Genomic DNA, 23,635 nt, shown 5'->3' on the forward strand with positions numbered 1-23,635 from the left:
CGCGCGTATTCCTGCCCACCCGTCCCCCTGCAGGAGCCGGCCATGCCCCGTCTTGAACGACCCGCACCGTCCGTGTTCAACGCCCTGCTCGATCCGCTCGGCCAGCGCACCGCACAACGCCGCACGCGCCGCCATGAAGATCCGCAGGCGGTGGCGCAGGACTACCTGCAGTACATGCTCAGCGACTACGAAGAGCGTCGCGGGCAGAACCACCGCAACTGGCGCGATCTATGCCCGGTCTATGCCTTCGCGCTGACCACCCACGCTGCCGACTGGCCGCGCGGTGACGCCGCGGATACGTGCGAGGAACTGGCCGAACACTGGGAACAGATGCGCGGGCAGTCGCGGTTGAGCTGGTCGCAGGCACGGCCGGTGGTGGAAGACGCCTGGCGCGCGCTGGATCATATTCCGGCGGTGGCGGTGAGGCCGTTGCTGCAGTAGTGCCGGCCGCTGGCCGGCAACCTCAGGAAACTTCAGGCCGCGAGCTCTGCCGGCCAGCGGCCGGCGCTACCGTTCTCCGTAGAACCCACGTGCACGGTATCGACACGGGTGGTTTACACCGCCCATCCGAAGCTGGATGCCCTGCCCCGCCAAAGGTACGCTCATGGCCCGCCCGATCTGGACCGGCACGCTGTCGTTTGGCCTGCTCAACGTGCCGGTGTCGCTGATGTCAGGCGAACGCAAGGTCGATCTGCAGTTCCGCATGCTCGACTCCCGCGACCGCAAGCCGATCCGCTTCGAGCGGGTCAACGCCGATACCGGCGAGGAAGTGCCATGGAAGGACATTGTCAAAGCCTACGAGTACGACAAGGGCAGCTATGTCGTGCTGGAGGAAGGCGATATCCGGTCTGCGGCACCGGAAAGCCACGAAGCGGTGGAGGTGGAATCGTTCGTGGATGCCGCGCAGATCGACCCGCGCTACTACGAGAAACCCTACCTGCTGGTGCCCGGCAAGAAGGCCGAAAAGGGCTACGTGCTGCTGCGCGAGACATTGCGCAGTACCGGCAAGGTGGGCATCGCCCGGGTGGTGGTGCGTACCCGCGAATACCTGTGCGCGGTGATGCCGCATGCGGACGCGCTGGTGCTGATGATCCTGCGCTATCCGCAGGAACTGGTGGATCCCGAAGATTACAAGCTGCCCACCGGAAAGCTCGCCGATTACCGCATCAGCAGCAAGGAAACGGCGATGGCCGAGCAGTTGATCGAGTCGATGTCCGGTGATTGGGATCCGTCGCAGTACCACGACGAATTCCGCGAGCGCCTGCAGCAGGTGCTGAACAAGCGCATCAAGTCCAAGGGCGGTACCACCCGGGTGGAGGATGAACCTGCACCGCGTGAGGACGCCAGCACCAACGTGGTCGATTTCATGGCACTGCTGCAGAAGAGCCTGGATGCGAACAAGCGGACGCCGGCGAAGAAGATGGCAACGCGGAAAGCAGCCACCAAGCCGACGGTAAAGAAGGCCGCAAAGAAGGCAACGAAGAAGGCCGCGAAGAAAACCGCTGCACGTCGCAAGGCAGGTTGAGCCATGTCGTTGCACCAGTACCGGCGAAAGCGCCGACTTGGCGGTGGCTTCGGGCAGACACCGGAACCTGACGACACGCCCGCACACGGCAATCCGAAGCGGCGGCCGATCTTTGTCATACAGCTGCACCATGCCACTTCGCGGCACTATGACTTCCGCCTTGAGATGGACGGTGTGCTGAAAAGCTGGGCGGTGCCGAAGGGTCCTTCGCTTCGCGTTGGTGACAAGCGGCTGGCCGTGGAAGTGGAAGACCATCCGCTGTCCTACGCCGGTTTCGAAGGCGATATTCCCGAAGGCCACTACGGCGCTGGCCACGTCGAGGTCTTCGATCACGGCACATGGGCCTGCGAAGGCGATCCACTGCAGGCACTGGCAGCGGGAAAGATCGACTTCGTGCTGCATGGGCAACGCCTGGCTGGCGGCTGGAAGCTGGTGCGCACAGCGATGAAGGGACGCCAGGTACAGTGGTTGTTGATCAAACGCGACGACGGGGAAGCGCGTGATGCCGAAGCAGATGATCTACTCCAATCCCCCATGCCGAAACGCACATCCGCAGTGAGCAAGCGCACGGTGGGCAAGTCGACGCGCGCCGCACCGGCTGCACGATCGGCGACCCGCAAGGCCGATGCGCGTTGGCATGCGCGAGCGCTGAACCTGGACGGCGCGCGTGACACGCCCTACCCGCGCGCCTTCAAGCCACAGTTGACCGATCATCGCGACAGTGCACCGGACGGCGCGCGCTGGTTGCATGAGATCAAGTGGGATGGCTATCGCCTGCTGGCCGATCTGCACGAAGGCAAGGTGACGCTGCGCTCCCGCAACGGCCTGGATTGGACCGGTGATTTCCCCGAGGTGGTACAGGCCGTGCAGGCACTGCCGGTGCGGGATGCGCGCCTGGACGGCGAGCTGGTGGTGCTGGACAAGCAGGGGCGCAGCGACTTCGCCGCGCTGCAGCGTGTGATCGACGGGAGTTCGAAGCAACCGTTGCGCTACATCGTGTTCGATCTGCCGGGTGTGGCCGGCGTGGACATCAGTCGTTCACCGCTGCTGGAGCGCAAGGCGCTGCTGAAGGATCTCATCGGACCCACGCCCGGAACCCTGGCCTTCAGCGAGCACGTGATCGACCATGGCCCGCAGGTATTCGATGCCAGCGGCAAGGCGGGATTCGAAGGTATCGTCAGCAAGCAGGTGGATGCGCCCTACGTGAACACCCGTGCACGCAGCTGGGTGAAGGTGAAGCATGAAGACACCGACGAGTTCGCGATTGTCGGCTACACGGCACCGAAGGGCTCCCGGGTAGGGTTCGGCTCGCTGCTTCTCGCCACGCCGGACAACGGCGGATTGCGCTATGTGGGGCGGGTCGGCACCGGCTTCGACGACGAGAGCCTGCGCGCGCTGCACAAGGCGCTGCAGCCGTTGGCGGTGAAGACGCCTGTGCTGCAGCTGCCGGCGCATGTGCCGTTCCGCGCCGCCAGCGTTCGCTGGGTGAAGCCGGTGACGGTGGCGGAAGTGGCCTTCCGTGGCTGGGGCAAGGAAGGCCTGCTGCGCCAGTCCAGTTTCAAGCGGCTGCGCATCGACAAGCAGAAGGAGGACCTGGGAGTGGCCGTATCGAGTGCTGAAGCCGGGGGCGAGGTCCAGATAACCCATCCGGAGCGGGTGGTGTTCCCAAGGCAGAAGCTCAGCAAGGGCGACGTGGCGGACTACTACCAGCGCATGGCGCGCTGGATCCTGCCCGAAATTGCCGGGCGGCCCTTGTCACTGCTGCGCTGCCCGGATGGCGTGGGCAAGGACTGCTTCTTCCAGAAGCACCATGGCCCCGGCCTGGGGGATGCCGTGCACGCGGTGCCCCTGCAGCAGAAGAGCGGCCGCGAGGACTACGTCTACATCGACGATGTGCGGGGCCTGCTGCAACTGGTGCAGATGAACACACTGGAGCTGCATCCGTGGGGCGCGACCGTGGCCGATCCCGAGCACCCGGATCGCTTGGTGTTCGATCTCGATCCCGGTGAAGGGGTGGGCTGGGCGGAGGTGAAAGCCGCTGCGCGTGATGTCCGTGACCGCCTGCAGGAAGTCGGCCTGAAGAGTTTCGTGCGGCTGTCCGGTGGCAAGGGCGTGCACGTGGTGGTGCCGCTGCGGCCCAAGGCCGACTGGGAACAGGCCAAGGCGTTCTGTGAGGCGTTCGCCCGGGCGATGGCGGAGCGGGCGCCGGACCGCTACGTGGCCACAATGAGCAAGGCCAAGCGTGGCGGCGTCATTTTCATCGACTGGCTGCGCAATACGCGGGGTGCCACCAGTGTGTGTTCGTGGTCGTTGCGTGCGCGCGATTCCGCCGGTGTGGCAGTACCGCTGCGCTGGGATGAACTGGCTCGTATCAGTGCCGCCGACGCATTTTCCATGGGCAAGGCGCTGGCGCGCGCGAAGCGGCTGAAGGCGGACCCTTGGCACGGCATCGCGCGGCTGAAGCAGACGTTGCCGGCACTACCTGTATACGCTCAGCGCGGATCGCGCGAGGGACGACGGCCGAACCACCAGCCGGCCAGCAGTTGCAACGGCAGTGACGCCAGCAGTGAAATGACGAACCAGAACGGGAAATCCGCACCCGCCGTCCACATGGCGTAGCCACAGCCCAGCGCAACCAGCGACCAGATCGAGAAGCCGTGCGATCGCGGCCAGCAGGGCGCGTAATAGGTGGCAAAGGAAACCCCGGCGATGCCACCGAGCACGCTGAAGGTGAGATCCCAGCCCAGCTGCACGCTGTTGTTGTCCGGCGACAGGCCCAGCAACGGTGGCAGCCAGCTGGCGACGCTGCTGACCAGCGCAAGCGACAGCACACCGCCGATCAGGGCAACGAGGGACAGGAACAGGGTCTTGAGCACGCCAGGCATGCGCGCATTGTACGGCTGCGGCGGAGAACCCGGCATGCCGGCCAGCGGCCGGCACTACCGAAATGTGGAGGGGATCCGATCCGATGAATCGGCATGGCCGCCGCGTCCGTGGGAGAGGGGGACGGAGCGACGGCGGCCATGCACAGGCGGTCAGGCAGCGAAGTCGAGCACCACGCGGCCTTCGATGGTGCCCGCATGCATGCGCGCGAACACGTCGTTGATGTTTTCCAGACGGTCGGTGCTGACCGTGGCCGCGACCTTGCCCTCGGCGGCGAACTGCAGCGATTCCTGCAGGTCCAGGCGGGTACCGACGATCGAGCCGCGCACGGTGATGCCGTTGAGCACCATGCCGAAGATGTCCAGCGGGAAGTTGCCGGGCGGCAGGCCATTGAGCGAGACAGTGCCGCCACGGCGCACCATGCCCAGTGCCTGCTCGAACGCCTTCGGCGACACTGCGGTGACCAGTGCACCGTGGGCGCCGCCGATTTCCTTCCTGAGGAACGCGGCCGGGTCGGTGGTGCGCGCGTTGACGGTGACCTGCGCGCCCAGCTGGCGGGCCAGTGCCAGCTTGGTGTCGTCCACGTCCACCGCGGCCACGTTCAGGCCCATCGCGCGGGCGTACTGCACGGCCATGTGGCCCAGGCCACCGATGCCAGAAATCGCCACCCAGTCACCGGGCTTGGTGTCGGTGACCTTCAGTCCCTTGTAGACGGTCACGCCGGCGCACAGCACTGGCGCGATCTCGACGAAGCCCACGTCCTTCGGAAGCAGGCCGACATAGTTGGCATCGGCCAGTGCGTACTCGGCGAAGCCGCCGTTGACCGAGTAGCCGGTGTTGCGCTGCGTCTCGCACAGCGTTTCCCAGCCACCCAGGCAGTGTTCGCAATGACCACACGCCGAGTACAACCAGGGGATGCCGACCCTGTCGCCTTCCTTGACGTGCCCTACCCCGCCTCCCACGGCCACGACGTGCCCCACGCCCTCGTGGCCGGGGATGAACGGCGGGTTCGGTTTCACCGGCCAGTCGCCCTCGGCGGCGTGCAGGTCGGTGTGGCAGACACCACAAGCCTCGATCTTGACCAGTACCTCGCCCGCCCCCGGGCGCGGTACCGAGACTTCCTCGATCACCAGTGGCTTGCCGAACTCACGCACGACAGCGGCCTTCATGGTGGAATTCATGTTCGGATCTCCGTAGTGCGCTTGCCCACAGAATGACGCCGGCGCGAGGCCGGCGCTTTGATCACGATCAAACCTTTGAAGATCCGCGAAGCAGGTTCAGCTGGCCAGCACCGAGGCCTCGCGGGCCAGGCGCTCGATGGCGTCCCAGTCGCGGGTCTGCAGCAGCGCCGGGGTGGTCAGCCACGAACCGCCCACGCACAGCACGTTGGGCAGGTGCAGGAACTGCGGCGCGGTCTGCGCGCTGATGCCGCCGGTCGGGCAGAAGCGCACATCGGCGAACGGGCCGTGCCAGGCGGCCAGCAGCGCGGCGCCGCCGGCCTGCCCGGCCGGGAAGAACTTGAAGGTGTCCGCGCCGTGCTCCAGGCCCTGAATCAGGTCCGAAGCGGTGGCAGCACCGGGCAGGTACGGCAGGTCGGCATCACGCGCGGCCGCATACAGTGCCGGCGTGGCACCGGGGGAAACGGCAAACCGCGCACCGGCCTGCTTCGCCGCCTGCATCTGCGCGGCATTGAGTACGGTGCCGGCACCGATCACCGCGTCCGGCACGGCCTCGACCATGGCCTTGATCGCATCCAGCGCCTGCGGCGTGCGCAGGGTCACCTCGATCACCGGCAGCCCGCCACGGAACAGCGCCTGGGCCACTTCGACCGCTTCATTCACATCTTCGGGGGTGTACACCGGGATCACCGGTGCCAGCTTCAACAGCGCGCGCAGGCGCGGATCAGCGCTGGACATCGTCTTGCTCCTTGCCCGCCAGGGCATCGCGGATGCTGCCGGTGCCGGCAGCGCAGCGGCGCATGATGCCATGCGGACCGCGACGGTGCCCTGCTCCGCACCGCGCCGGATTCAGGCCGGGTCGGCCTGCAGCGCCTGGATGCGGCGCTGGTACCAGTCGCCACCGAGCGGATCGAACACCGCCGAGCGCTCCATCTGTGCCTCGTACACGTGTACCGAGATCGCCAGTGCCTCATCGCTGGCATTGCGCAGGGTGTGGTACTCATGCGGGGGGATCAGGCTGCCGGCACTGCCGCAGCCCCCGCGCAGCGCGGCGTGGCGGCGGAAGCGCCAGCGCTCGCCGGCGCACTCCAGCAGCTCGTAGCGGGTGATCTCCAGCTCGCCCAACCACACGCCCTCCACACACCACATGGCATCGTGGTCGTGCAGCGGCGTGCCCTGCCCTGGGCCCCAGCTCATGGCAATCACGCTGTAGCCGTGTTCGCGGCTGTGGTACAGCGGACGTCGCGCGTAATGATCGCTGACCGGCCGATGCACGCATTCGGGCAACTCGATGCGGCTGTCGGTTATGGCTTCCTGCAGCGCCAGCTGCAGGTCGGTCGTGATGCGCTCGGGATCACCGGAGCTCATCGCCGCGTCGACTGCGGCGATCAACCGGTCGCGGCCGCGGAATGACGGAAACGGAGAAGTCTGCAGGTCCATGCCTCGAATGTAGCGGAGCATGGTTAAGGGAATGTTGGCGTTCGCGCGCGTCGCGTCCACATCCAGGGTGAATACGCGCGGAAGAACGGTTCAGATGTAGAAGCAGTAGAGCGATCACAATGGAACCTTGCGCAGCAGAACCTGTCGAACACGACACGATTCAGATCCGCTGCGACATTCCGCAACTTCGCGCCCGACGGGCGCAAGGCTAGAATTCTCCGACTTACCTGGTTCTATACATGTCAGTGCGAACTATTAGCGATGCCGCGTTGCCGGCATCGAAGGGCAAGGCTGCCACGATCAACGACATCGCACGACTGTCGGGAGTTTCCAAGAAAACGGTTTCAAGAATCATCAACAACTCGCCGCTGGTGCGCAAGGACACCCGCGACAAGGTCGAGGCGTTGATGCGCGAGGTCGGTTACGTGCCCGATCCTCTCGCGCGCGGGCTGGCATTCCGCCGCTCCTTCCTGATCGGCCTGGTGTATGACGACCCGGGTGCCCAATGCATTGTCGACCTGCAGCACGGCGCGCTGGACGCGCTGCGCGGCACTGGCTATGAGCTGGTGGTGCACCCCTGCGACAGCCAGGATCCGGAATGCCCGCAGGGCGTGCGCCGTTTCGTGCAGCAGCAGAAGCTGCACGGCGTGATCCTGGGGCCGCGTGCGTCCGAATCGGCTGCGCTGGCGCAGATGCTCGATGACATCGACTGCCGCTACGTGCGCATCAACGCGCATGCCTCGGAGGATGAGAACCATGCCGTGGTCACCCATGACCGCGATGGTGCTGCCGCTGCGGCGGGCTACCTGCTTTCGCTTGGCCACCGCGACATTGCGGTGATCGCCGGACCGGGTGACCGGCGTGCCGCGCGCGAACGGACGCATGGTTTCCTTGATCGGCTGGCGCAGGTCGGCCTGACCCTGCCCGGCGAGCGCGTGCTGGAAGCGGGCGACACCTTCGAGTCCGGCGTGCATGCCGCCGAACGGCTGCTGATGGGCGAGCAACGCCCCAGCGCGATTTTCGCCGGCAACGACGAAATCGCCGCAGGCGTGTACCAGGTGGCATTGCGTGCAGGCATCGCGGTGCCGCAGCAGTTGTCGATCGTCAGCTACGACGACAGCCCGTTGGCATCGCGGCTGTGGCCGCCGCTGACGTCGGTGCGGCGCCACGTTTCCGACATCGGCCGCACCGCCGCCGCCATGCTGGTCCAGGCCGACGTGCCCGACGCACCGACCGCCGCCAGCGTGCATCCGCAGTTGATGGTGCGCGGGTCCTGCCGGGCCGTGGACGCCTGAGTGCCCTGCCCTCGCCTGCGTCGCTGCAGTGGCGCAGGCAGGCAACAACGAAAACGGCGCACCCATGTGCGCCGTTTTCAGTGCAAAGCCGTGCGCGTTGTGCGCTTACACGTCGCCGCCGTCGGCCCAGCCTTCGCCGGTGCCCTTCTGGAACACGCGGTCGTCGCCCTGCACTTCACCGGCCGGCAGATGCGCCTGGTTGGCCAGTGCCGCGTAGATCGGGGTGAAGTCCGGCGAGGTCGCCTGCATCAGCTGTTCGAAGCTGTCGATGACGAAGTAGGTCTTCTGGAAGGTGTCGATGCGGTACTTCGTGCGCATGATCCGCTGCAGGTCGAAGCCGATGCGGTTGGGCGCGGCCGATTCCAGCGAGTACAGCGACTCGCCCTTCGACGACACGATGCCGGCACCGTAGATGCGCAGGCCCTCGGGCGTGTCGATCAGGCCGAACTCCACGGTGTACCAGTACAGGCGGGTCAGGTTCTGCAGCGCATCCGGACCGATCGCATGCGCTTTGACGCCGCCGCGGCCGTACGCCTCCATGTAGTCGGCGAACACCGGGTTCATCAGCAGCGGCACGTGGCCGAACAGATCGTGGAACAGGTCCGGTTCGGCGATGTAGTCGATCTGGTCCGGGCGGCGGATCCACCAGGTCACCGGAAAACGGCGGTTGGCCAGATGGTCGAAGAAATCCAGTTCCGGCAGCAGGCCTTCAACCCCGACCAGGGTCCAGCCGGTGGCGGCGCCGAGCACCTCGTTGAGCTGGTCGAAGCGCGGAATCATGTGTGCGCTCATGCCCATTTCGTCCTGCGCATCCAGGAACTCCTGGCAGGCACGGCCGACCAGCATCTCACGCTGGCGCTGGTACAGCGTGCTCCAAGTCGCGTGGTCGTCGGCGCTGTAGGTGTCCCATGGCTGCTCGACGAGCGCGGTGGTATACACCGGCACGTAGCCCTTGTCGGTCTGCTGGTGTTCGACGCGGCGGGGCTGGGCGAGGTCCATGCGGCACTCCTGGATGGGATACCCACGATGCTAGGGCAGGGGACGCGCAACAGGGTTGCAAAAGTTGCGCCGATTGGCCTTGTTGGCGCAATATCCTTGCGTACTCACCATGTTGCGGGGCAACAATGGCCGGAGAAGTCCAGTTCGATCGCACGGATATACGCCTGCTGGCCGAAATCCAGCGGGATGGGCGCGCCACCAACGCCGAACTGGCGGCGCGGGTGAATCTCTCGCCTTCGGCCTGCCTGCGGCGGTTGCAGCGGCTGGAAAGCGAGGGCGTGATCGTCGGCTATGGCGCGCGGCTGGAGCCACGGCAGCTGCGGCTGGGCCTGCAGGCCTTCGTGCGCGTGCAGCTGGAAAAACACGACCAGGCCGCCATCGGCCACTTCGTGGACAGCGTGCAGGGCTGGGATGAAGTGGTGGCCTGCCATGCGCTGACCGGCGACATGGACTACCTGCTGCACGTCTACGTGCGCGACCTGGAGCATTTCTCGCACTTCCTGCTGGACCGGCTGCTCAACGCCGGCGGCGTGGCCGATGCCAATTCCAGCTTCGTGCTGCGCACGGTGAAGGGCTTCCAGGCGTTGCCGCTGTCGCAGCTGGAGTCCTGAGCGACCAACGGGCGGGCCCGGTGGCCTGGCTTCAATGGATCAGCACTTGTCCTTGCGGCCCATCAGCTTGCCCAGGCGCGAGGCTTCCTCGCACTTCGGCGCGGCCACCGGTGCCGGTGCGGCTGCTGCGGCGCGCGCGCGCTGCAGCTGCTGGATCTTCGCGCGGATCTGCGGCATCGCTGCCATCGCGGCCTTTTCGCCTTCCAGGATCGCGGTGCCACGCTGGCTGAAATCGGCGGCACCGATGTCCAGTACCTTCGGGCGGATGACGATGTCGGCGCGCGCCAGTTCCTGCTCGCCCAGGCGCTGGCCCATGATCGAGATGGACTGGTTGACGATACCCAGCATGTCGGTCGGCGCCTTGCCGCTGGCCTTGCTGGAGATGTCGACGGCGATCACGAAGTCGGCGCCGAGCTGGCGGGCAGCGTCCACCGGTACCGGGCTGACCACGCCACCGTCGATGTAGTTGCGGCCGCCGATCTTCACCGGCTCGAACACACCGGGGATGCTGCTCGACGCGCGCACGGCCTGGCCGACATTGCCGCGCACGAAGATTGCGCGCTCGCCGGTTTCCAGCTGGGTGGCGACGGCGGCGAACGGCCTTTTCAGGCGCTCGGCAGGACGGTTGGCAACCTGTTCGTTGACGTAGTCCTGCAGCTTCTGGCCCTGCACCAGGCCACCGGAGAACAGGCGCACATCGCGGATGCTGGCTTCATCAAGCGCCACGGCCCTGCTCTGCATCTGGAAGGCATCCATGCCGCTGGCATACAGCGCGCCGACCACGCTGCCGGCACTGGTGCCGGACACCACCGCGGGCTCGAAGCCATTGGCTTCCAGCATCTTGATCACGCCGATGTGGGCGAAGCCCTTGGCCGCGCCACCGCCGAGCGCGATACCGATCTTCACCGGCTTGGCCTGCGGGACCACGGTCGGCGCCGGCGGCGGCGTGGGGCGGACCGGGTCGCCACCGCAGCCGGCCAGCAGGCCGATCAGGGCGACAGACAGCAGCATGCGGGGGCGGAACAGGCTCATCGGCAGTGCGCGCACGGCGCCGGATTCAGGAAAGGGCGCCAGCATACCGAAGCTGCGGCGGGGCGGGCAGGGTGGGAAATATCGCCCATTCATAAAGGTAGTGCCGGCCGCTGGCCGGCAACCATAGGGAAACTGGCAACGGTCCATGGGGCTGCCGGCCAGCGGCCGGCACTACCGGGATGCGCGCCAAGGTCCATGAGGCTGCCGGCCAGCGGCCGGCACTACCGGGATGCGCGCCAAGGTCCAGGAGGTTGCCGGCCAGCGGCCGGCACGACCGGAGGCGGTCAGAAGCGGTTATCGCCATCCAGCATCCGGCCCAGGCCGCCCAGCACCGAGCCTTCGCCGCGGCTTTGGCCGCCGCCCTGCGGTGCGGCCATCCACATGCGGCCGGCCAGGCGTGAGAACGGCAGCGACTGCAGCCAGACCTTGCCGGGGCCGGTCAACGTGGCCAGGAACACCCCTTCGCCGCCGAACAGCATGCTCTTGATGCCGGCCACCCGACGCACGTCCATGTCCACCGTCGGGTGGTAGGCGACCACGCAGCCGGTATCCACATCCAGGCGCTCGCCGGCGGCCAGCTCGCGCTCCACCACGCAGCCGCCGGCGTGGATGAACACCCAGCCGTCGCCCTCCAGTTTCTGCATGATGAAACCCTCGCCCCCGAACAGGCCGGTCATGATCTTGCGCTGGAACTGCACGCCGATCTGCACGCCGCGCGCGCCGGCCAGGAAACTGTCCTTCTGGCAGATCAGGCGGCCGCCGTGCTGGTCCAGTTTCATCGCCAGCACCGTCCCAGGGTAGGGCGCAGCGAAGGCGACCTTGCCCTTGCCATGGCCGCTCTGGGTGTAGACGGTGGCGAACAGGCTTTCGCCGGTCAGTACGCGCTTGCCGGCAGCCATCACCTTGCCCATGAAGCCGCCGCCCTGGTCGCCATTGGCGGCGCCGAACACGGTATCCATCTGCACCGTGGCGTCCTTGAACATCAACGCGCCGGCCTCGGCAATGGCGCTCTCACCGGGATCAAGCTCGATTTCCACGAACTGCATCTCATGGCCGACGATGCGGAATTCGATGTCGTCGGCGCGGCCGCTGGCGGTGGCGGGGACCGGGGGTGGGGTGTGGGGCATGCCCGGGGCCGCGGATTGCAGTTCGGGCACTTCGGCAATCGAGGTCCATCCGCTCATGCCCTGGCACCAGGCCAGCGCGCGCGGGTTGGCCTGCGCGTAGCGGCGCGCGGCCGGGTCATCGAGCGGTCCGATTCGGTCGGCCTGGGCCGAGGCATGGAAGTACCACTGGGTCATTGCGGCGGCTCCGCGGCGCTGGAAAACCCCGAGTCTAGCGAGCGCCCCGGGGGGCAGGGCGACGGGGCCATGAACGGCCGGCATTTGCGGGGCAGGTGCTGTATTGCAACAATTATCTGGTAGCGCCGTTTTACCACCCCTCCAAACACAGCCTACCGCCATGTCCCCGACCCGCACTTCCCGTGGCCGCCTTCCGGTCGCGCGCCCTCTCGTTGCCGCTCTTTCCGCCCTGCTGCCGTTGGTAGCAGCCGCCCAGGAAACCCCTGCCGCCAAGGATCCGGTTGCCCTCGACACCCTGCAGGTCACCGCGCAGCGCCGTGTCGAGAACGCCAAGGACGTACCGGTTGCAGTCAGCGCGATCCAGGGCGAGAAGCTGGATGTGCTCGGTTCGGCCGGCGATGACATCCGCTTCCTGGCCGCACGCGTGCCGAGCCTCAACATCGAGTCGTCCTACGGTCGTGCCTTCCCGCGCTTCTACATCCGCGGCCTGGGCAACACCGATTTCGATCTCAATGCCTCGCAGCCGGTGTCGCTGGTATACGACGACGTCGTGCAGGAAAGCCCGCTGCTGAAGGGCTTCCCGCTGTTCGACCTGGCCAACGTGGAAGTGCTGCGTGGCCCGCAGGGCACCCTGTTCGGCCGCAACACGCCGGCCGGCGTGGTCAAGTTCGACTCGGCGCGCCCGTCGCAGGATGCCGATGGCTACCTCCGCGTCGGCTATGGCAGCTACAACAGCTGGAACGTGCAGGGCGCCTACGGCGGCCCGCTGACCGACCGCTGGTCGGCGCGCGTCTCGGCGATCTACCAGCGTCGTGACGACTGGGTCGACAACACCCGTGTGGGCGCGCCCAACAGCGGCTTCGAAGGCTATGACGAAGCGGCAGGCCGCGTGCAGTTCCTGTACGAAGGCGATGACTTCGAAGCGCTGTTCAACCTCCACAAGCGCAAGCTCAACGGCACCGCCCGCCTGTTCCGCGCCAACATCATCCAGAAGGGTGGCAATTCGCTGGTCGAGAACTTCGACCGCGACAAGGTGGCCAACGACGGCGTCAACTTCTCCGACCTGGAGACCTGGGGGGGCAGCGCGCGCCTGCAGTGGAACCTCGGCTCGGTGACCCTGCACTCGATCACCGGCTACGAGACCGCTGAATCGCTCAACCGCGGTGACATCGACGGTGGCTACGGTGCGGCCTTCCTCGGTGCCGGCAACTACGGCCCGGGCCTGATTCCGTTCTCCTCGGAGTCGGCTGATGGCCTGCCGCACCATCGCCAGTGGACGCAGGAATTCCGCGTCGAGTCCAACGAGTGGGGCCGCTTCGACTGGCAGGCCGGCGTCTTCTACTTCGATGAAGACGTGACCATCAACAACTTCAACTACGACTCGCTGGCCCCGGGCAATCCGCAGACCGGCCACGTGGTGCAGAACCAGCGCAACAAGGCCTGGGCGGTGTTTGCCTCGGGTGACTTCGACGTCACCGACCGCTTCAAGCTGCGTGCCGGCGTGCGCTACACGCAGGACAAGAAGGACTTCAGCGCCAGCGTGCTGCAGGCGGTTCCGTTCGGCACCCCGGTCAGTGGCCCGTACCTGGCCAACACCGACGTCAACGACGTCAGCTGGGACCTGAGCGGCGTCTACAAGCTGACCGACGACATCAACGCCTACGCCCGTGTGGCCAAGGGCTTCCGCGCGCCGTCGATCCAGGGCCGCCTGGCCTTTGCGCCGGGTCTGTCGCAGGCCGATTCGGAGAAGGTCATCTCGTACGAGGCCGGCATCAAGGCCGATCTGTTCGAGCGCCGCGCGCGCCTGGGCCTGAGCGTGTTCCGCTACGACGTCGATGGCCAGCAGCTGATCGCCGTGGGCGGTTCCAACAACACCGCCACCCTGCTCAACGCCGACAAGACCATCGGCCAGGGCGTCGAGCTGGACCTGGAGGCCTACCTGGCCGACAACGTCCTGCTGACCTTTGGCAGCAGCTACAACGACACCGAGATCAAGGACAAGAACCTGGCGGTGGCGATCTGTGGCGGCGGCTGCACCATCACCGACCCGACCACGGTGATCAACGGCCAGACCTACGCGCTGGTGAACGGCAACCCGCTGCCGCAGGCGCCGAAGTGGATCCACAACGCGACCCTGCGCGTGGGCTTCCCGCTCAGCGATGGCAGCGAGCTGTACGCCTACACCGACTGGGCCTACCGCAGCGCGGTGAACTTCTTCATCTACGAGTCGCCGGAATTCCGCGGCCGTAGTTCGCTGGAAGGCGGCCTGCGCCTGGGCTACAACTGGGGTTATGGCCAGTACGACGTGGCGGTGTTCGGCCGCAACCTGACCAACCAGACCCGCGTGGTCGGTGCGATCGACTTCAACAACCTGACCGGCTTCCTCAACGAGCCGCGCACCTGGGGTGTGGAGTTCACCGCGAAGTTCTGATGCGGTGGCTGCGGTAGTGCAATGAAGAAGGGCCGGCGCAATGCCGGCCCTTCTGTTTCCTGCGTTCTGTAGAGTCGAGCCATGCTCGACTGCCATGAGCCGAGCATGGCTCGGCTACAGAGGCATGGCTTACAGCGCGCTCTGCGGGCGCACCTTCAGCACCGCATTCTCGGTGGCGCAGTCGCGGCTGGAGTGCCGACCGGCCTTGCGCGCCGCCTCGATCTCCTTGCGTGCGGCCAGCAGGTCCTTGTTGAACGCCGCGTTGTCGTGCAGGCGGGCCACGGCGGCGGCGCCCATGAAGCGGCCTTCGAGGATGTCGCTCTGCCAGTGCACGTTGCACACCAGGCGGCTCTCGCCGTAGTTGCGGCCGCGGGCCTGGATGGCATCGGCGCGGTCCGGCGCGATCTCCGACAGGATCAGTGCCCAGGCCCAGCCGATTGAGGTGTGGCCTGATGGATAGGAACCATTCCTGCGCAGGCCATCCTCGTCCTTCGGCGAGCAGGTCGGCTCACCGTTGACCATGAACGGGCGCGGGCGCTGGTAGTGGTTCTTGGCCGCCTTGGTGGCGGCGCTGGCGTCGATCCGGCTGCGCTCCAGCAGTCGATACAGCGCCGGAGTCTTCACCGCATCGACGTCGATGTCGGCGGCGCAGGAGAAGTGGTTTGCACCCTCGGGGAAGCCGAGTTCCGCATCGACGCCGGCCTGGGCGAAGCGCGGGCTGCCTCGCAGCGCGCGGGCTTCACGGCTGACCTGTTCGTCCAGGGCGAGGGCGGCCGAACCGGCCACCGGCGGTGCCGGCACCAGATCGAGGCTGGCCGGAACAGCGCTCTTGTCCAGATAGCCCACGGCCTTGGTGGTGATGTTGGCTTCGACGGCGGTCGGCTTGGTGGCCGTGGCAGCACAGCCGGCCAGGGCCACGGCAACGGCGAGGCCGAGCAGCGGGCGGGCGGGGTGGGAAATCAACGACATGGACGGGCTCCGGAGGAAAAACATCGCGTCATGATCGCAGCCCGTATGCGGCACTGCAGTGGCCATCGGTCATACGGCCAGACCCGGCATGGTCATCACAGGAGATGAAGAACGTCATCGAAGGGTGCCAGTCTGCTGAATCCGGGCGCAGCGCACGGACTTTCACGCGGCCGCACCGTGAGCATCGGCACATCGGCAGGCACCAGGGGCCGTCCAGTTCCAGCCGGGTCGGGGGGATCCGAAGACAGAGGGAGAGAAGCGATGCGCAGCACCGCAACAGGAAGTACCGTCCTGGCCCTGCTTCTGGGGCTGGCAGCAGCACCGACGCAGGCCGCCGACGTGGTCGGCGTGGCCTTCGTGCATGGCACCGGCGCGCAGACCAATGCCACCCAGGACTACTGGCAGCCGGCGATCATCGACACCGTGCGCCAGGGCCTGCCGAACAGCAGCAACTATGTGGTCATCAACTGTGACTTCACCCAGTACATGTGGAAACCGGAGGCCGCCGGCTGCCTGGCCAACCAGCTGACCGGCTTCATCGACAGCCGTGGCATCACCCAGCTGGTGGTGATCACCCATTCCAACGGCGGCAACGTGATGCGCTGGATCCTGTCCAACCCGACCTACGACAGCCGCTATCCGAAGATCATCCGCACGGTGCGCAAGGTCACCGCACTGGCGCCGTCCTCGGCGGGCACGCCGCTGGCCGATGCGGTGCTCAACGGCAATACCTTCGAAACGTCACTGGGCTGGCTGCTGGGCTACAAGAACGACGCGGTACGCCAGCAGCAGGTGGCCAGCATGGCCACCTACAACGCGCAGAACCTGTACGGCACGGCCGGTCGCCCGGCGCTGCCCAAGCCGTTCCGCGCGGTGGTCGGCAGTGACGTGGAATCGGCGGTGTGGGACAGCAACAGCTACTGCGGTGGCTATGCCGCCAACGTTGGCCTGGAATTCACCCAGAACTGGTTGTCGTCCTGCTCCGATGGCTTCCTGGAGTGCAGCAGCCAGAAGGCGGCCGGCACCACCTGGTTCACCGACACAGCGCGCACCCAGGGCGCAGAACCGCTCAGCCACAACCAGAGCCGGCGCGAGTGCTTCGGCCTCGGCACCCTGCTGCGCAACGACCTGACCCAGTGAGGGAGATGACCATGACGACCCATTCCACCCTGCTGGCCAGTGCGGTGCTGGCAGTACTGTCCCTTTCCGCCGCGCAGGCCGCGCAGCCTCTGCTGGCGGCCCGCGCGGGCGATCAGGTGCCTGCCGCATTGGTGGCCGCGCCGCTGCCTGCCGATGAAAGCGAACACGCGCCGTTGTCGTTTGCCTGGGCGCTGGACCCGGCACAGCCGCTGCAGGCGGCCACGCCATATGCCTCGGTCAGCCGCAGTTACTGGCAGCAGGTCGATGGCACGCAGCTGCAGCGCGGCCTGGACCTGCCGCTGACGGCGCCCGATGCGGTGATCCAGCTGAGTCCGGCCGCAGGAGCCCGCGCGCTGCCGGCCAACACCCTGCAGGTGCGCGACCCGGCTGGCCGCAGCAGCGTGGCCCGCAGTGTCGATGCGCGCGCGCTGCAGGATGCCGGCATGCCGGTGAGTGATGGCAGCAGCATGCTGCGCACCGGCGCGACCAGTGCCGCCGGTGCGTACACCCTGCAGAGCACGCAGGCGCAGGGCCGCTATGTGGTGCAGGTGCTGGAGCCCAACAGCCCGCTGCGGTTGGAAGTGCAGGCCAACCAGGCGCAGGTGCTGGCCGGTGGCAACGTGCAGCTGCAGGCACGCCTGCTGGAAGACGGCGCCACCACCGCGCAGCTGGCATCGCGTCGTGGCGGCCTGGGGGGGGAAGCCCTGCTTGTCGCACCGGATGGCCGCAGCTGGCCGCAGCGCCTGCTGCGCACCACCGACGGCAGCCTGCGCGCGCAGGTGCGGATCCCGACCGACATCGGCACCGTGCAGGGGCTGTGGGAGCTGCAGGTGTTCGCCCAGGCCGATGGCGTGCTGCGCGATGGCAAGGTGGCCTTCGCGGTGGCACGGCCGACCGCGCGTTTCAGTGGCCAGGCAGCACCGGACCCTTCCAGCCGCCAGGTGGCGCTGCCGCTGCAGGTGGCTGCGGCAGGCCGCTACGAGGCACGTGGCACGCTGTATGCCACGGCCCGCGATGGCCGGATGAAGCCGGTCGCGCAGGCACATGCAGCCGCGTGGTTCGATGGCCCAGGCGCCGGCCAGCTGGTGCTGCCGTTCGACGAGGCCGCGTTGCCGGCCGGTTTTGGCGCACCGTACGAGCTGCGCGACCTGCAGCTGCAGGACCAGAGCCGGATGGCACCGATCGAGTCGCGCGCGCTGGCGTTGCGGTTCTGAGCACGACGGTGGCGGGCCGGGATATCCGGCCCGCTGCATTGCATCCTGTAGAGCCGAGCCGATGCTCGGCTGCTGTTTGTCGTGATCAGGAGCAGCCGAGCATCGGCTCGGCTCTACAACGGCATGCCGATCACCCCGCGTATGCGGTCAGCCGGCCTTCCTGCTCGCAGACGGTGATCGCGCCGCCGAACACCGCCGACAGCGGTTCGTTGCGCAGCAGCTCGGCGCGGGTGCCGTCGGCCAGCACGCGGCCATCGCGCAGCAGTACCACGCGCTCGATCTCGGGAATGATCTCTTCGATGTGGTGGGTCACCAGCACCAGGGTGATGCCCTGCTGCGCCAGCACCCGCATGGTCGCCACCAGCTGCTCGCGGGCGACCAGGTCCAGCCCGGTGGAGGGTTCATCCAGCAGCAGTGCCTGCGGCCGGTTGACCAGCGCGCGGGCGATCAGCACGCGGCGGGTCTCGCCAGCGGACAACTCGGCGTAGGCGCGGTCGCGCAGGGACAGGGCGCCGGTCATCGCCAGTGTCTCGCCCACGCGTGCGCGCATATCGGCGGTCACTTCGCGGAAGGCCGGCACCACGTAGCTGGCGAAGAAGCCGGACAGCACTGCCTGTTCCACGGTCAGGCCCGGCATGTCGGCCAGGTTGCTGCTGAGATCGCCGGTGACGATACCCAGCTGCGATCGCAGCCGGTCCACCTGCCAGCGGTTCTGCCCCAGCACCCTTACCGCCACGGAGCCGTCGACCTGCGCCAGCGGGTACAGCTCGCGGGTGATCAGCTTGATGAAGGTCGACTTGCCGCAGCCGTTGGGGCCGAGCAGGGCGGTGTGCTGGCCCTGTGCGATGCGCAGGCTGAGCCCGTGCAGCACCTTCACCTGGCCGCGCACCACGGTGGCGCGGTCCAGTTCGATCAAGGGGGGCAGCTCCGCAACGGGCGGGGCGGCAGTCATGGTGCTGGCGCGTGGATCAAGGCTCGACAACTCAGGTCCCCAACTGTGAACGGTGCCACGGATGGCGATGCGATACATCGCCGCAGGGATGCAGTTTGCAACGCAAGCGCCCATCATGTCTGCCATCCCCGCGTCGATCCGGAGAGCTGCCATGTCTGATGCCCTGATGTCCCTGTTGACCGGTGGTGTGCTCGGCCTCGGCTGGTGGGCCATGTTGGGCGTGCTGCTGGTCTTCACCCAGATCACCATCTTCTCGGTAACCCTGTACCTGCACCGCAGCCAGGCCCATCGCGGGGTCGATTTCCATCCGGCGCTGGCGCACCTGTTCCGCTTCTGGCTGTGGCTGACCACGTCGATGATCACCCGCGAGTGGGTGGCCATCCATCGCAAGCACCACGCCAAGGTGGAGACTGAGGACGATCCGCACAGCCCGGTCACCCGCGGCATCGGCAAGGTGTTCTGGCATGGCGTGGAGCTGTACCGCGAAGCGCGCGGCATGCGCGCGGACATCGAGCAGTACGGGCGCGGCACGCCGGACGACGCGATCGAGCGCCATCTGTATACCCCGCACGCCACGCTGGGGCCGGTAGTGCTGCTGGCGATCAACAGCGTGCTGTTCGGCCTGCCCGGCGTGGCGCTGTGGGCGATCCAGATGGCGTGGATCCCGTTCTGGGCGGCGGGCGTGGTCAATGGCCTGGGCCACTGGTGGGGGTACCGCAACTACGAGTCGGCCGATACCTCCACCAATCTCACGCCGTGGGGGTTCTGGATCGGTGGCGAGGAGCTGCACAACAACCACCATGCCTTCCCCAGTTCGGCGCGCTTCGCGATGCGGCGCTGGGAGTTCGACATCGGCTGGAGTGCGATCCGCCTGCTGCAGGCGCTGCGACTGGCCAGGGTGCTGCGGGTGGCACCGGCCATGGACGTGCGCCCGAACATCGCCGTGCCCGATGCCGAAACGCTGAAGGCGCTGCTGTCGCACCGCTTCCAGGCGATGACCGATTACCAGCGCAACGTGTTCATGCCGGCCCTGCGCGAGGAGGCCGCGCAGGCCGGGGCCAAGCTGCGCCGCCTGCTGCCACGCCGGTTGCGCCGTGGCCTGGTCAACGATGGCCGCTGGCTGAAGCCGGACAGCCGCGCCCAGCTCAGCGCATGGGTGGCGCAGCGGCCGCGCATCCGCACCCTGGTCGAGTACCGCGGGCGATTGGCTGCGCTGCTGGAAGCCCGTGGCCACGACGCCGCCGAGCGCCTGCATCAGCTGCAGGCGTGGTGCCGCGAGGCCGAGGAAAGCGGTATCGCGGCGTTGCAGGCCTACGCCGCACGCTTGAAGGGCTACAGTCTGGTGGGCGCGTGAGGGCAGGGTACGGGCTTCTGCTGGCGGCGCTGCTGCCGGGTGCGGCGCTGGCCCAGGTCACCGACACCGCCAGCTATCTGCAGCGGATGGACAGCGATGGCGACGGCAAGGTCAGCGAGGCCGAGTACGTGCAGTGGATGCTGTATGCCTTCGATCGCATGGACCGCAACGGTGATGGCGTACTGAGCGCCGACGAGCTGCCCGGCGGCAAGGGCAGGGCAATCCGCCGCGAGCAGCAGCGGCAGGTGATCGTGCAGCGCTTCCACAAGCAGGATGCCAACGGTGATGGCTTCCTGGATGCCCGCGAGCTGTCCGCGCCGCCGCGTTGAGCGGGCGTAGAATCGCCCCATGCCTGAACTGCCCGAAGTCGAAACCACCCGCCGCGGCCTGGCGCCGCACCTGCAGGGCCGGCGCGTGCATGGCGTGATCCTGCGCCGCGCCGACCTGCGCTGGCCGATTCCACCGGAAGTGGCCGAGCTGCTGCCGGGGCAGCGCATCGAGGACATCCGCCGGCGCGCCAAGTACCTGCTGCTGGATACCGCCATCGGCAGCGCCGTGCTGCACCTGGGCATGTCCGGCAGCCTGCGCGTGCTGCCCGGTGATACCCCGCTGCGGGCGCATGACCACGTCGACATCAGCCTGGACAACGGCCGCCTGCTGCGCTTCAACGACCCGCGCCGCTTCGGCAGCCTGCTCTGGCAGCCGGCTGGGGAGATCCACCCGCTGCTGCAGGGGCTGGGCCCGGAGCCACTGGACGACGCGTTCGACGGCGACTACCTGTTCGACCGCAGCCGGGGCCGCAGCGCGCCGGTGAAGACCTTCCTGATGGACCAGGCGGTGGTGGTGGGCGTGGGCAACATCTACGCCGCCGAGAGCCTGTTCAAGGCCGGCATCAGTCCGTTGCGCGAGGCAGGAAAGATCTCGCGAGAACGCTACCAGCGGCTGGCCGACGCGGTGAAGGAGATCCTGGGCTACGCCATCACCCGCGGCGGCACCACCCTGCGCGATTTCATCAGCCCCGATGGTGCGCCGGGCTACTTCGAGCAGGAGCTGCTGGTGTACGGCCGCGACGGGCTGCCGTGCCCGAACTGCGGGCGCGCGCTGAAGCACGCCACCATCGGCCAGCGCGCCAGCGTCTGGTGCAGCCACTGCCAGCGCTGAGCCGGCGACCAGCGGCAGCTGAACGGGCAGGGCGCGTCTCCGCTGCCCGTTAACGTTTGTCTGCCTATCATGGCCGATCTTCCCTCTGTGCCTGACGCGCCTGCATGCAACGACGCGACTTCATCCGCAATGCCTCCCTCGCCCTGGCTGCATTCGGCCTGCCGTCCCTGCCCGCGTGCGCGGCCAGCAGGAGCGGCCAGATGGGCCTGCGCCGCCTCGGCCAACCGCAGCCGTTCGACTTCGCCACCCTGAAGGGCCAGGCGCGCGCGCTTGCACAGGCACCCTACAAGAGCCACAAGCGGGTGCTGCCGGGCCGCCTGGAAGGCCTGGACTGGGACCAGTACCAGTCGATCGGCTACCGCCAGGACCATGCGCTGTGGGCCGACCAGCCGGGCAAGTTCCAGGCGAAGTTCTTCCACCTGGGCCTGTACTTCCATTCGCCGGTGCGCATGTTCGACGTGGTCGACGGCAAGGCGCAGGAACTGGCGTATGACGGCGCGGCGTTCAACTACGGCAAGAGCGGCATCAAGGATGGCGAGCTGCCGGCCGATCTGGGTTTCGCCGGGTTCCGCCTGAACACCCGCAAGGACACCGACCGCGACTTCGCCGCCTTCCTTGGCGCCAGCTACTTCCGCGCCGTCGGCAAGGAAGGCCAGTACGGCCAATCCGCGCGTGGCCTGGCGATCGACACCGGCATGGGCAAGCCGGAGGAATTCCCGGACTTCATCGCTTACTACCTGGAGCAGCCGTCGGCCGATTCGGAGACGATCGTGGTCTATGGCCTGCTGGATTCGCCCAGCGTGACCGGTGCCTATCGCTTCGCGATCACCAATGGCGACGTGCTGCTGATGGACATCGACAGCGCGCTGTACCCGCGCAAGGCGATCGAGCGGTTGGGCATCGCCCCGTGCACCAGCATGTACCAGGTGGGCGAGAACGACCGCCGGATGGGCTGGGACTGGCGCCCGGAGATCCACGATACCGATGGCCTGTCGCTGTGGACCGGTGCCGGCGAGTGGATCTGGCGGCCGCTGCTGAACCCGCGCAACCTGCGTTTCAACATGTTCGTGGACCGCAACCCGCGCGGCTTCGGCCTGCTGCAGCGCGACCGCAATTTCGACCATTACCAGGACGACGGCGTGTTCTACGAGAAGCGCCCGTGCCTGTGGGTGGAGCCGAAGGGCGAATGGGGCGAAGGCTCGGTGCAGCTGGTGGAGATTCCCACCGTGGACGAGACCTTCGACAACATCGTGGCGTTCTGGAACCCGAAGGAAAAGCCGCAGCCGGGCCAGGAGCTGCTGGTCGGTTACCGCTTGTACTGGGGCGCCGAACCGCCGGCACGCCCGCCGCTGGCGCACTGCGTGGCCAGCCGCACCGGCCTGGGCGGTGTGGTCGGCAAGAAGCGCGAGTACTTCAGCTGGCGCTTCGCGGTGGACTTCGAAGGTGGCGAACTGGCCAGGCTGATCGACAAGGCCGAGGTCGAAGCGGTGGTGGAAGCCAGCCGTGGCCGGGTCGAGATCGTTTCGGCGCGCCCGCTGCGCGAGATCAACGGCTATCGCGCGATGTTCGACCTGGTGCCGCCGGAAGGCAGTACCGAGCAGATCGACATCCGCCTGTTCCTGCGCAGTGGTGGCAAGACCCTCACCGAGACCTGGCTGTACCAGTACACCCCGCCGCCGGCCGGTGCGCCGGAGCGCACGCTGTACTAAGTGGGGATTGGGTTTGCAGGGCTTGCAGCCCTGCACCTGCAGAGGCCAGAGCCGAAGCAACGGCAGAAGCTGGTTTCCTGTAGGGAGGCGGGGTGGGTCCGGTTGAGGGGGACGGCGTAAATACGTCCATGTAGCCTCGGTCGCGCCATCCATGGCGCTCACGCCCCCGCAACCGGACCCACCCCGCCTTCGACAGATTTCCGCGATCTGTGGGAATTGCTCTTGGGGTCAGATCCGTTTTCCGAAGGAAAACGGATCTGACCCCGGAATTTCATTCGATATCTGACAGATGTGTCGACCAAGGTCGACACCCACCAACAGCTGCGGGATTGTGTCAGAGGTGGGGCGGTGTCGGAGTGCGGGGTGTCAGCCGCATGGATGCGGCTGCCAAGCTTAGCCACGGTTGGCCAGTTCGACCAGCGGGTCCATCCGGCTGAGACG

Annotated in this window: 20 protein-coding genes and 1 pseudogene; 12 read left to right on the plus strand and 9 right to left on the minus strand. The window is 67.2% G+C overall.

The genetic code is table 11. The annotated features are described in order from the left end of the window. Positions 1 to 42 precede the first annotated feature (42 nt). The 3 genes and pseudogenes from ACM0PY_RS17655 to ligD form a co-directional block, all read left to right on the plus strand. Entirely contained in the window at positions 43 to 441 is a 399-nt protein-coding gene (locus ACM0PY_RS17655) for a hypothetical protein (protein ID WP_049413394.1), read from the plus strand. A gap of 163 nt (positions 442 to 604) precedes the next feature. Next, entirely contained in the window at positions 605 to 1,525 is a 921-nt protein-coding gene (ku, locus tag ACM0PY_RS17660; protein ID WP_134972040.1) for a non-homologous end joining protein Ku, read from the plus strand. A gap of 3 nt (positions 1,526 to 1,528) precedes the next feature. Then, positions 1,529 to 4,006, plus strand: a pseudogene (ligD, locus tag ACM0PY_RS17665) (DNA ligase D); the annotation flags it as partial. Positions 4,007 to 4,017: 11 nt separating this feature from the next. On the opposite strand, the gene ACM0PY_RS17670 reads toward ligD, so the two are convergent. The 4 genes from ACM0PY_RS17670 to ACM0PY_RS17685 all read right to left on the minus strand — a co-directional run bounded on the left by ACM0PY_RS17670 (position 4,018) and on the right by ACM0PY_RS17685 (position 7,026). Further along, a complete protein-coding gene (locus tag ACM0PY_RS17670; RefSeq protein ID WP_065179065.1) occupies positions 4,018 to 4,410 on the minus strand; it encodes a hypothetical protein in 393 nt (130 codons plus the stop codon). A 150-nt stretch (positions 4,411 to 4,560) separates the two neighbouring features. Continuing rightward, positions 4,561 to 5,589 (minus strand): alcohol dehydrogenase AdhP, encoded by a 1,029-nt coding sequence (adhP, locus tag ACM0PY_RS17675; RefSeq protein WP_061480462.1) that lies wholly within the window; start codon positions 5,587 to 5,589, stop codon positions 4,561 to 4,563. A gap of 96 nt (positions 5,590 to 5,685) precedes the next feature. After that, complete coding sequence (gene eda / locus ACM0PY_RS17680; protein WP_414609406.1) at positions 5,686 to 6,324, minus strand: bifunctional 4-hydroxy-2-oxoglutarate aldolase/2-dehydro-3-deoxy-phosphogluconate aldolase; 639 nt, start codon at positions 6,322 to 6,324, stop codon at positions 5,686 to 5,688. 111 nt (positions 6,325 to 6,435) lie between these two features. After that, positions 6,436 to 7,026, minus strand: a complete 591-nt coding sequence (locus ACM0PY_RS17685) for a cysteine dioxygenase family protein (protein WP_111201593.1) — start codon at positions 7,024 to 7,026, stop codon at positions 6,436 to 6,438. Positions 7,027 to 7,265: 239 nt separating this feature from the next. Here ACM0PY_RS17685 and ACM0PY_RS17690 point away from each other — a divergent pair, with 239 nt between their 5' ends. Next, positions 7,266 to 8,321, plus strand: coding sequence for a LacI family DNA-binding transcriptional regulator (locus ACM0PY_RS17690; RefSeq protein WP_111201592.1), 1,056 nt, complete (start codon positions 7,266 to 7,268; stop codon positions 8,319 to 8,321). A gap of 105 nt (positions 8,322 to 8,426) precedes the next feature. On the opposite strand, the gene phhA is transcribed toward ACM0PY_RS17690, so the two are convergent. Further along, positions 8,427 to 9,320, minus strand: coding sequence for a phenylalanine 4-monooxygenase (gene phhA, locus ACM0PY_RS17695; protein WP_111201591.1), 894 nt, complete (start codon positions 9,318 to 9,320; stop codon positions 8,427 to 8,429). Between the two features lie 125 nt (positions 9,321 to 9,445). On the opposite strand from phhA, the gene ACM0PY_RS17700 reads away from it, so the two are divergent. After that, positions 9,446 to 9,931 carry an Lrp/AsnC family transcriptional regulator gene (locus ACM0PY_RS17700; protein WP_049468471.1) on the plus strand — a complete coding sequence of 162 codons (486 nt, stop codon included), beginning with the start codon at positions 9,446 to 9,448 and terminating at the stop codon, positions 9,929 to 9,931. 39 nt (positions 9,932 to 9,970) lie between these two features. Here the strand turns inward: ACM0PY_RS17700 and ACM0PY_RS17705 are convergent, their stop codons facing one another. Beyond that, complete coding sequence (locus ACM0PY_RS17705) at positions 9,971 to 10,963, minus strand: patatin-like phospholipase family protein (RefSeq protein ID WP_164093443.1); 993 nt, start codon at positions 10,961 to 10,963, stop codon at positions 9,971 to 9,973. A gap of 284 nt (positions 10,964 to 11,247) precedes the next feature. Further along, positions 11,248 to 12,264, minus strand: coding sequence for a TIGR00266 family protein (locus ACM0PY_RS17710; protein WP_134972062.1), 1,017 nt, complete (start codon positions 12,262 to 12,264; stop codon positions 11,248 to 11,250). A 160-nt stretch (positions 12,265 to 12,424) separates the two neighbouring features. On the opposite strand from ACM0PY_RS17710, the gene ACM0PY_RS17715 reads away from it, so the two are divergent. Beyond that, the gene (locus tag ACM0PY_RS17715) at positions 12,425 to 14,695 is read left to right on the plus strand and encodes a TonB-dependent receptor (RefSeq protein WP_164263821.1); all 2,271 of its coding nucleotides are present in this window, start codon (positions 12,425 to 12,427) and stop codon (positions 14,693 to 14,695) included. 129 nt (positions 14,696 to 14,824) lie between these two features. Here the strand turns inward: ACM0PY_RS17715 and ACM0PY_RS17720 are convergent, their stop codons facing one another. Then, positions 14,825 to 15,664 carry an acid phosphatase gene (locus ACM0PY_RS17720; protein WP_134969335.1) on the minus strand — a complete coding sequence of 280 codons (840 nt, stop codon included), beginning with the start codon at positions 15,662 to 15,664 and terminating at the stop codon, positions 14,825 to 14,827. A gap of 261 nt (positions 15,665 to 15,925) precedes the next feature. Between ACM0PY_RS17720 and ACM0PY_RS17725 the strand changes: the two genes are divergently transcribed. Both ACM0PY_RS17725 and ACM0PY_RS17730 read left to right on the plus strand, forming a co-directional pair. Beyond that, positions 15,926 to 16,804 (plus strand): hypothetical protein, encoded by an 879-nt coding sequence (locus ACM0PY_RS17725; RefSeq protein WP_134972061.1) that lies wholly within the window; start codon positions 15,926 to 15,928, stop codon positions 16,802 to 16,804. Positions 16,805 to 16,815: 11 nt separating this feature from the next. Then, the gene (locus ACM0PY_RS17730; RefSeq protein ID WP_134972060.1) at positions 16,816 to 18,018 is read left to right on the plus strand and encodes a DUF4785 domain-containing protein; all 1,203 of its coding nucleotides are present in this window, start codon (positions 16,816 to 16,818) and stop codon (positions 18,016 to 18,018) included. 130 nt (positions 18,019 to 18,148) lie between these two features. Here ACM0PY_RS17730 and ACM0PY_RS17735 read toward each other — a convergent pair whose 3' ends face one another. Beyond that, positions 18,149 to 18,970, minus strand: a complete 822-nt coding sequence (locus ACM0PY_RS17735) for an ABC transporter ATP-binding protein (protein ID WP_053496707.1) — start codon at positions 18,968 to 18,970, stop codon at positions 18,149 to 18,151. Between the two features lie 151 nt (positions 18,971 to 19,121). Between ACM0PY_RS17735 and ACM0PY_RS17740 the strand changes: the two genes are divergently transcribed. From ACM0PY_RS17740 to ACM0PY_RS17755, 4 genes are all read left to right on the plus strand, one after another. After that, the gene (locus tag ACM0PY_RS17740; RefSeq protein WP_065179775.1) at positions 19,122 to 20,324 is read left to right on the plus strand and encodes a DesA family fatty acid desaturase; all 1,203 of its coding nucleotides are present in this window, start codon (positions 19,122 to 19,124) and stop codon (positions 20,322 to 20,324) included. After that, positions 20,321 to 20,653 carry an EF-hand domain-containing protein gene (locus tag ACM0PY_RS17745; protein ID WP_061480454.1) on the plus strand — a complete coding sequence of 111 codons (333 nt, stop codon included), beginning with the start codon at positions 20,321 to 20,323 and terminating at the stop codon, positions 20,651 to 20,653. Before ACM0PY_RS17740 ends, ACM0PY_RS17745 begins: the two co-directional genes overlap by 4 nt. 19 nt (positions 20,654 to 20,672) lie before the next feature. Continuing rightward, positions 20,673 to 21,485 (plus strand): bifunctional DNA-formamidopyrimidine glycosylase/DNA-(apurinic or apyrimidinic site) lyase, encoded by an 813-nt coding sequence (gene mutM, locus ACM0PY_RS17750; RefSeq protein ID WP_061480453.1) that lies wholly within the window; start codon positions 20,673 to 20,675, stop codon positions 21,483 to 21,485. 104 nt (positions 21,486 to 21,589) lie between these two features. Next, entirely contained in the window at positions 21,590 to 23,194 is a 1,605-nt protein-coding gene (locus ACM0PY_RS17755; RefSeq protein ID WP_138953376.1) for an OpgD/OpgG family glucan biosynthesis protein, read from the plus strand. The last annotated feature ends 441 nt before the right edge of the window (positions 23,195 to 23,635 follow it).

This window comes from Stenotrophomonas sp. BR163, from assembly GCF_047520985.2.
Taxonomy (GTDB): Bacteria; Pseudomonadota; Gammaproteobacteria; order Xanthomonadales; family Xanthomonadaceae; genus Stenotrophomonas; species Stenotrophomonas sepilia.

Bases quoted from the DNA above. Each gene is read 5' to 3' on its own strand.
- ACM0PY_RS17735 (WP_053496707.1), bottom strand. From the start codon at position 18,970: ATGACTGCCGCCCCGCCCGTTGCGGAGCTGCCCCCCTTGATCGAACTG.
- ACM0PY_RS17685 (WP_111201593.1), bottom strand. From the start codon at position 7,026: ATGGACCTGCAGACTTCTCCGTTTCCGTCATTCCGCGGCCGCGACCGG.
- ACM0PY_RS17700 (WP_049468471.1), top strand. From the start codon at position 9,446: ATGGCCGGAGAAGTCCAGTTCGATCGCACGGATATACGCCTGCTGGCC.
- ku (WP_134972040.1), top strand. From the start codon at position 605: ATGGCCCGCCCGATCTGGACCGGCACGCTGTCGTTTGGCCTGCTCAAC.
- ACM0PY_RS17725 (WP_134972061.1), top strand. From the start codon at position 15,926: ATGCGCAGCACCGCAACAGGAAGTACCGTCCTGGCCCTGCTTCTGGGG.
- eda (WP_414609406.1), bottom strand. From the start codon at position 6,324: ATGTCCAGCGCTGATCCGCGCCTGCGCGCGCTGTTGAAGCTGGCACCG.
- ACM0PY_RS17690 (WP_111201592.1), top strand. From the start codon at position 7,266: ATGTCAGTGCGAACTATTAGCGATGCCGCGTTGCCGGCATCGAAGGGC.
- ACM0PY_RS17755 (WP_138953376.1), top strand. From the start codon at position 21,590: ATGCAACGACGCGACTTCATCCGCAATGCCTCCCTCGCCCTGGCTGCA.
- ACM0PY_RS17710 (WP_134972062.1), bottom strand. From the start codon at position 12,264: ATGACCCAGTGGTACTTCCATGCCTCGGCCCAGGCCGACCGAATCGGA.
- ACM0PY_RS17720 (WP_134969335.1), bottom strand. From the start codon at position 15,664: ATGTCGTTGATTTCCCACCCCGCCCGCCCGCTGCTCGGCCTCGCCGTT.
- ACM0PY_RS17740 (WP_065179775.1), top strand. From the start codon at position 19,122: ATGTCTGATGCCCTGATGTCCCTGTTGACCGGTGGTGTGCTCGGCCTC.
- phhA (WP_111201591.1), bottom strand. From the start codon at position 9,320: ATGGACCTCGCCCAGCCCCGCCGCGTCGAACACCAGCAGACCGACAAG.
- ACM0PY_RS17730 (WP_134972060.1), top strand. From the start codon at position 16,816: ATGACGACCCATTCCACCCTGCTGGCCAGTGCGGTGCTGGCAGTACTG.
- ACM0PY_RS17655 (WP_049413394.1), top strand. From the start codon at position 43: ATGCCCCGTCTTGAACGACCCGCACCGTCCGTGTTCAACGCCCTGCTC.
- ACM0PY_RS17715 (WP_164263821.1), top strand. From the start codon at position 12,425: ATGTCCCCGACCCGCACTTCCCGTGGCCGCCTTCCGGTCGCGCGCCCT.
- ACM0PY_RS17705 (WP_164093443.1), bottom strand. From the start codon at position 10,963: ATGAGCCTGTTCCGCCCCCGCATGCTGCTGTCTGTCGCCCTGATCGGC.
- ACM0PY_RS17670 (WP_065179065.1), bottom strand. From the start codon at position 4,410: ATGCCTGGCGTGCTCAAGACCCTGTTCCTGTCCCTCGTTGCCCTGATC.
- adhP (WP_061480462.1), bottom strand. From the start codon at position 5,589: ATGAATTCCACCATGAAGGCCGCTGTCGTGCGTGAGTTCGGCAAGCCA.
- mutM (WP_061480453.1), top strand. From the start codon at position 20,673: ATGCCTGAACTGCCCGAAGTCGAAACCACCCGCCGCGGCCTGGCGCCG.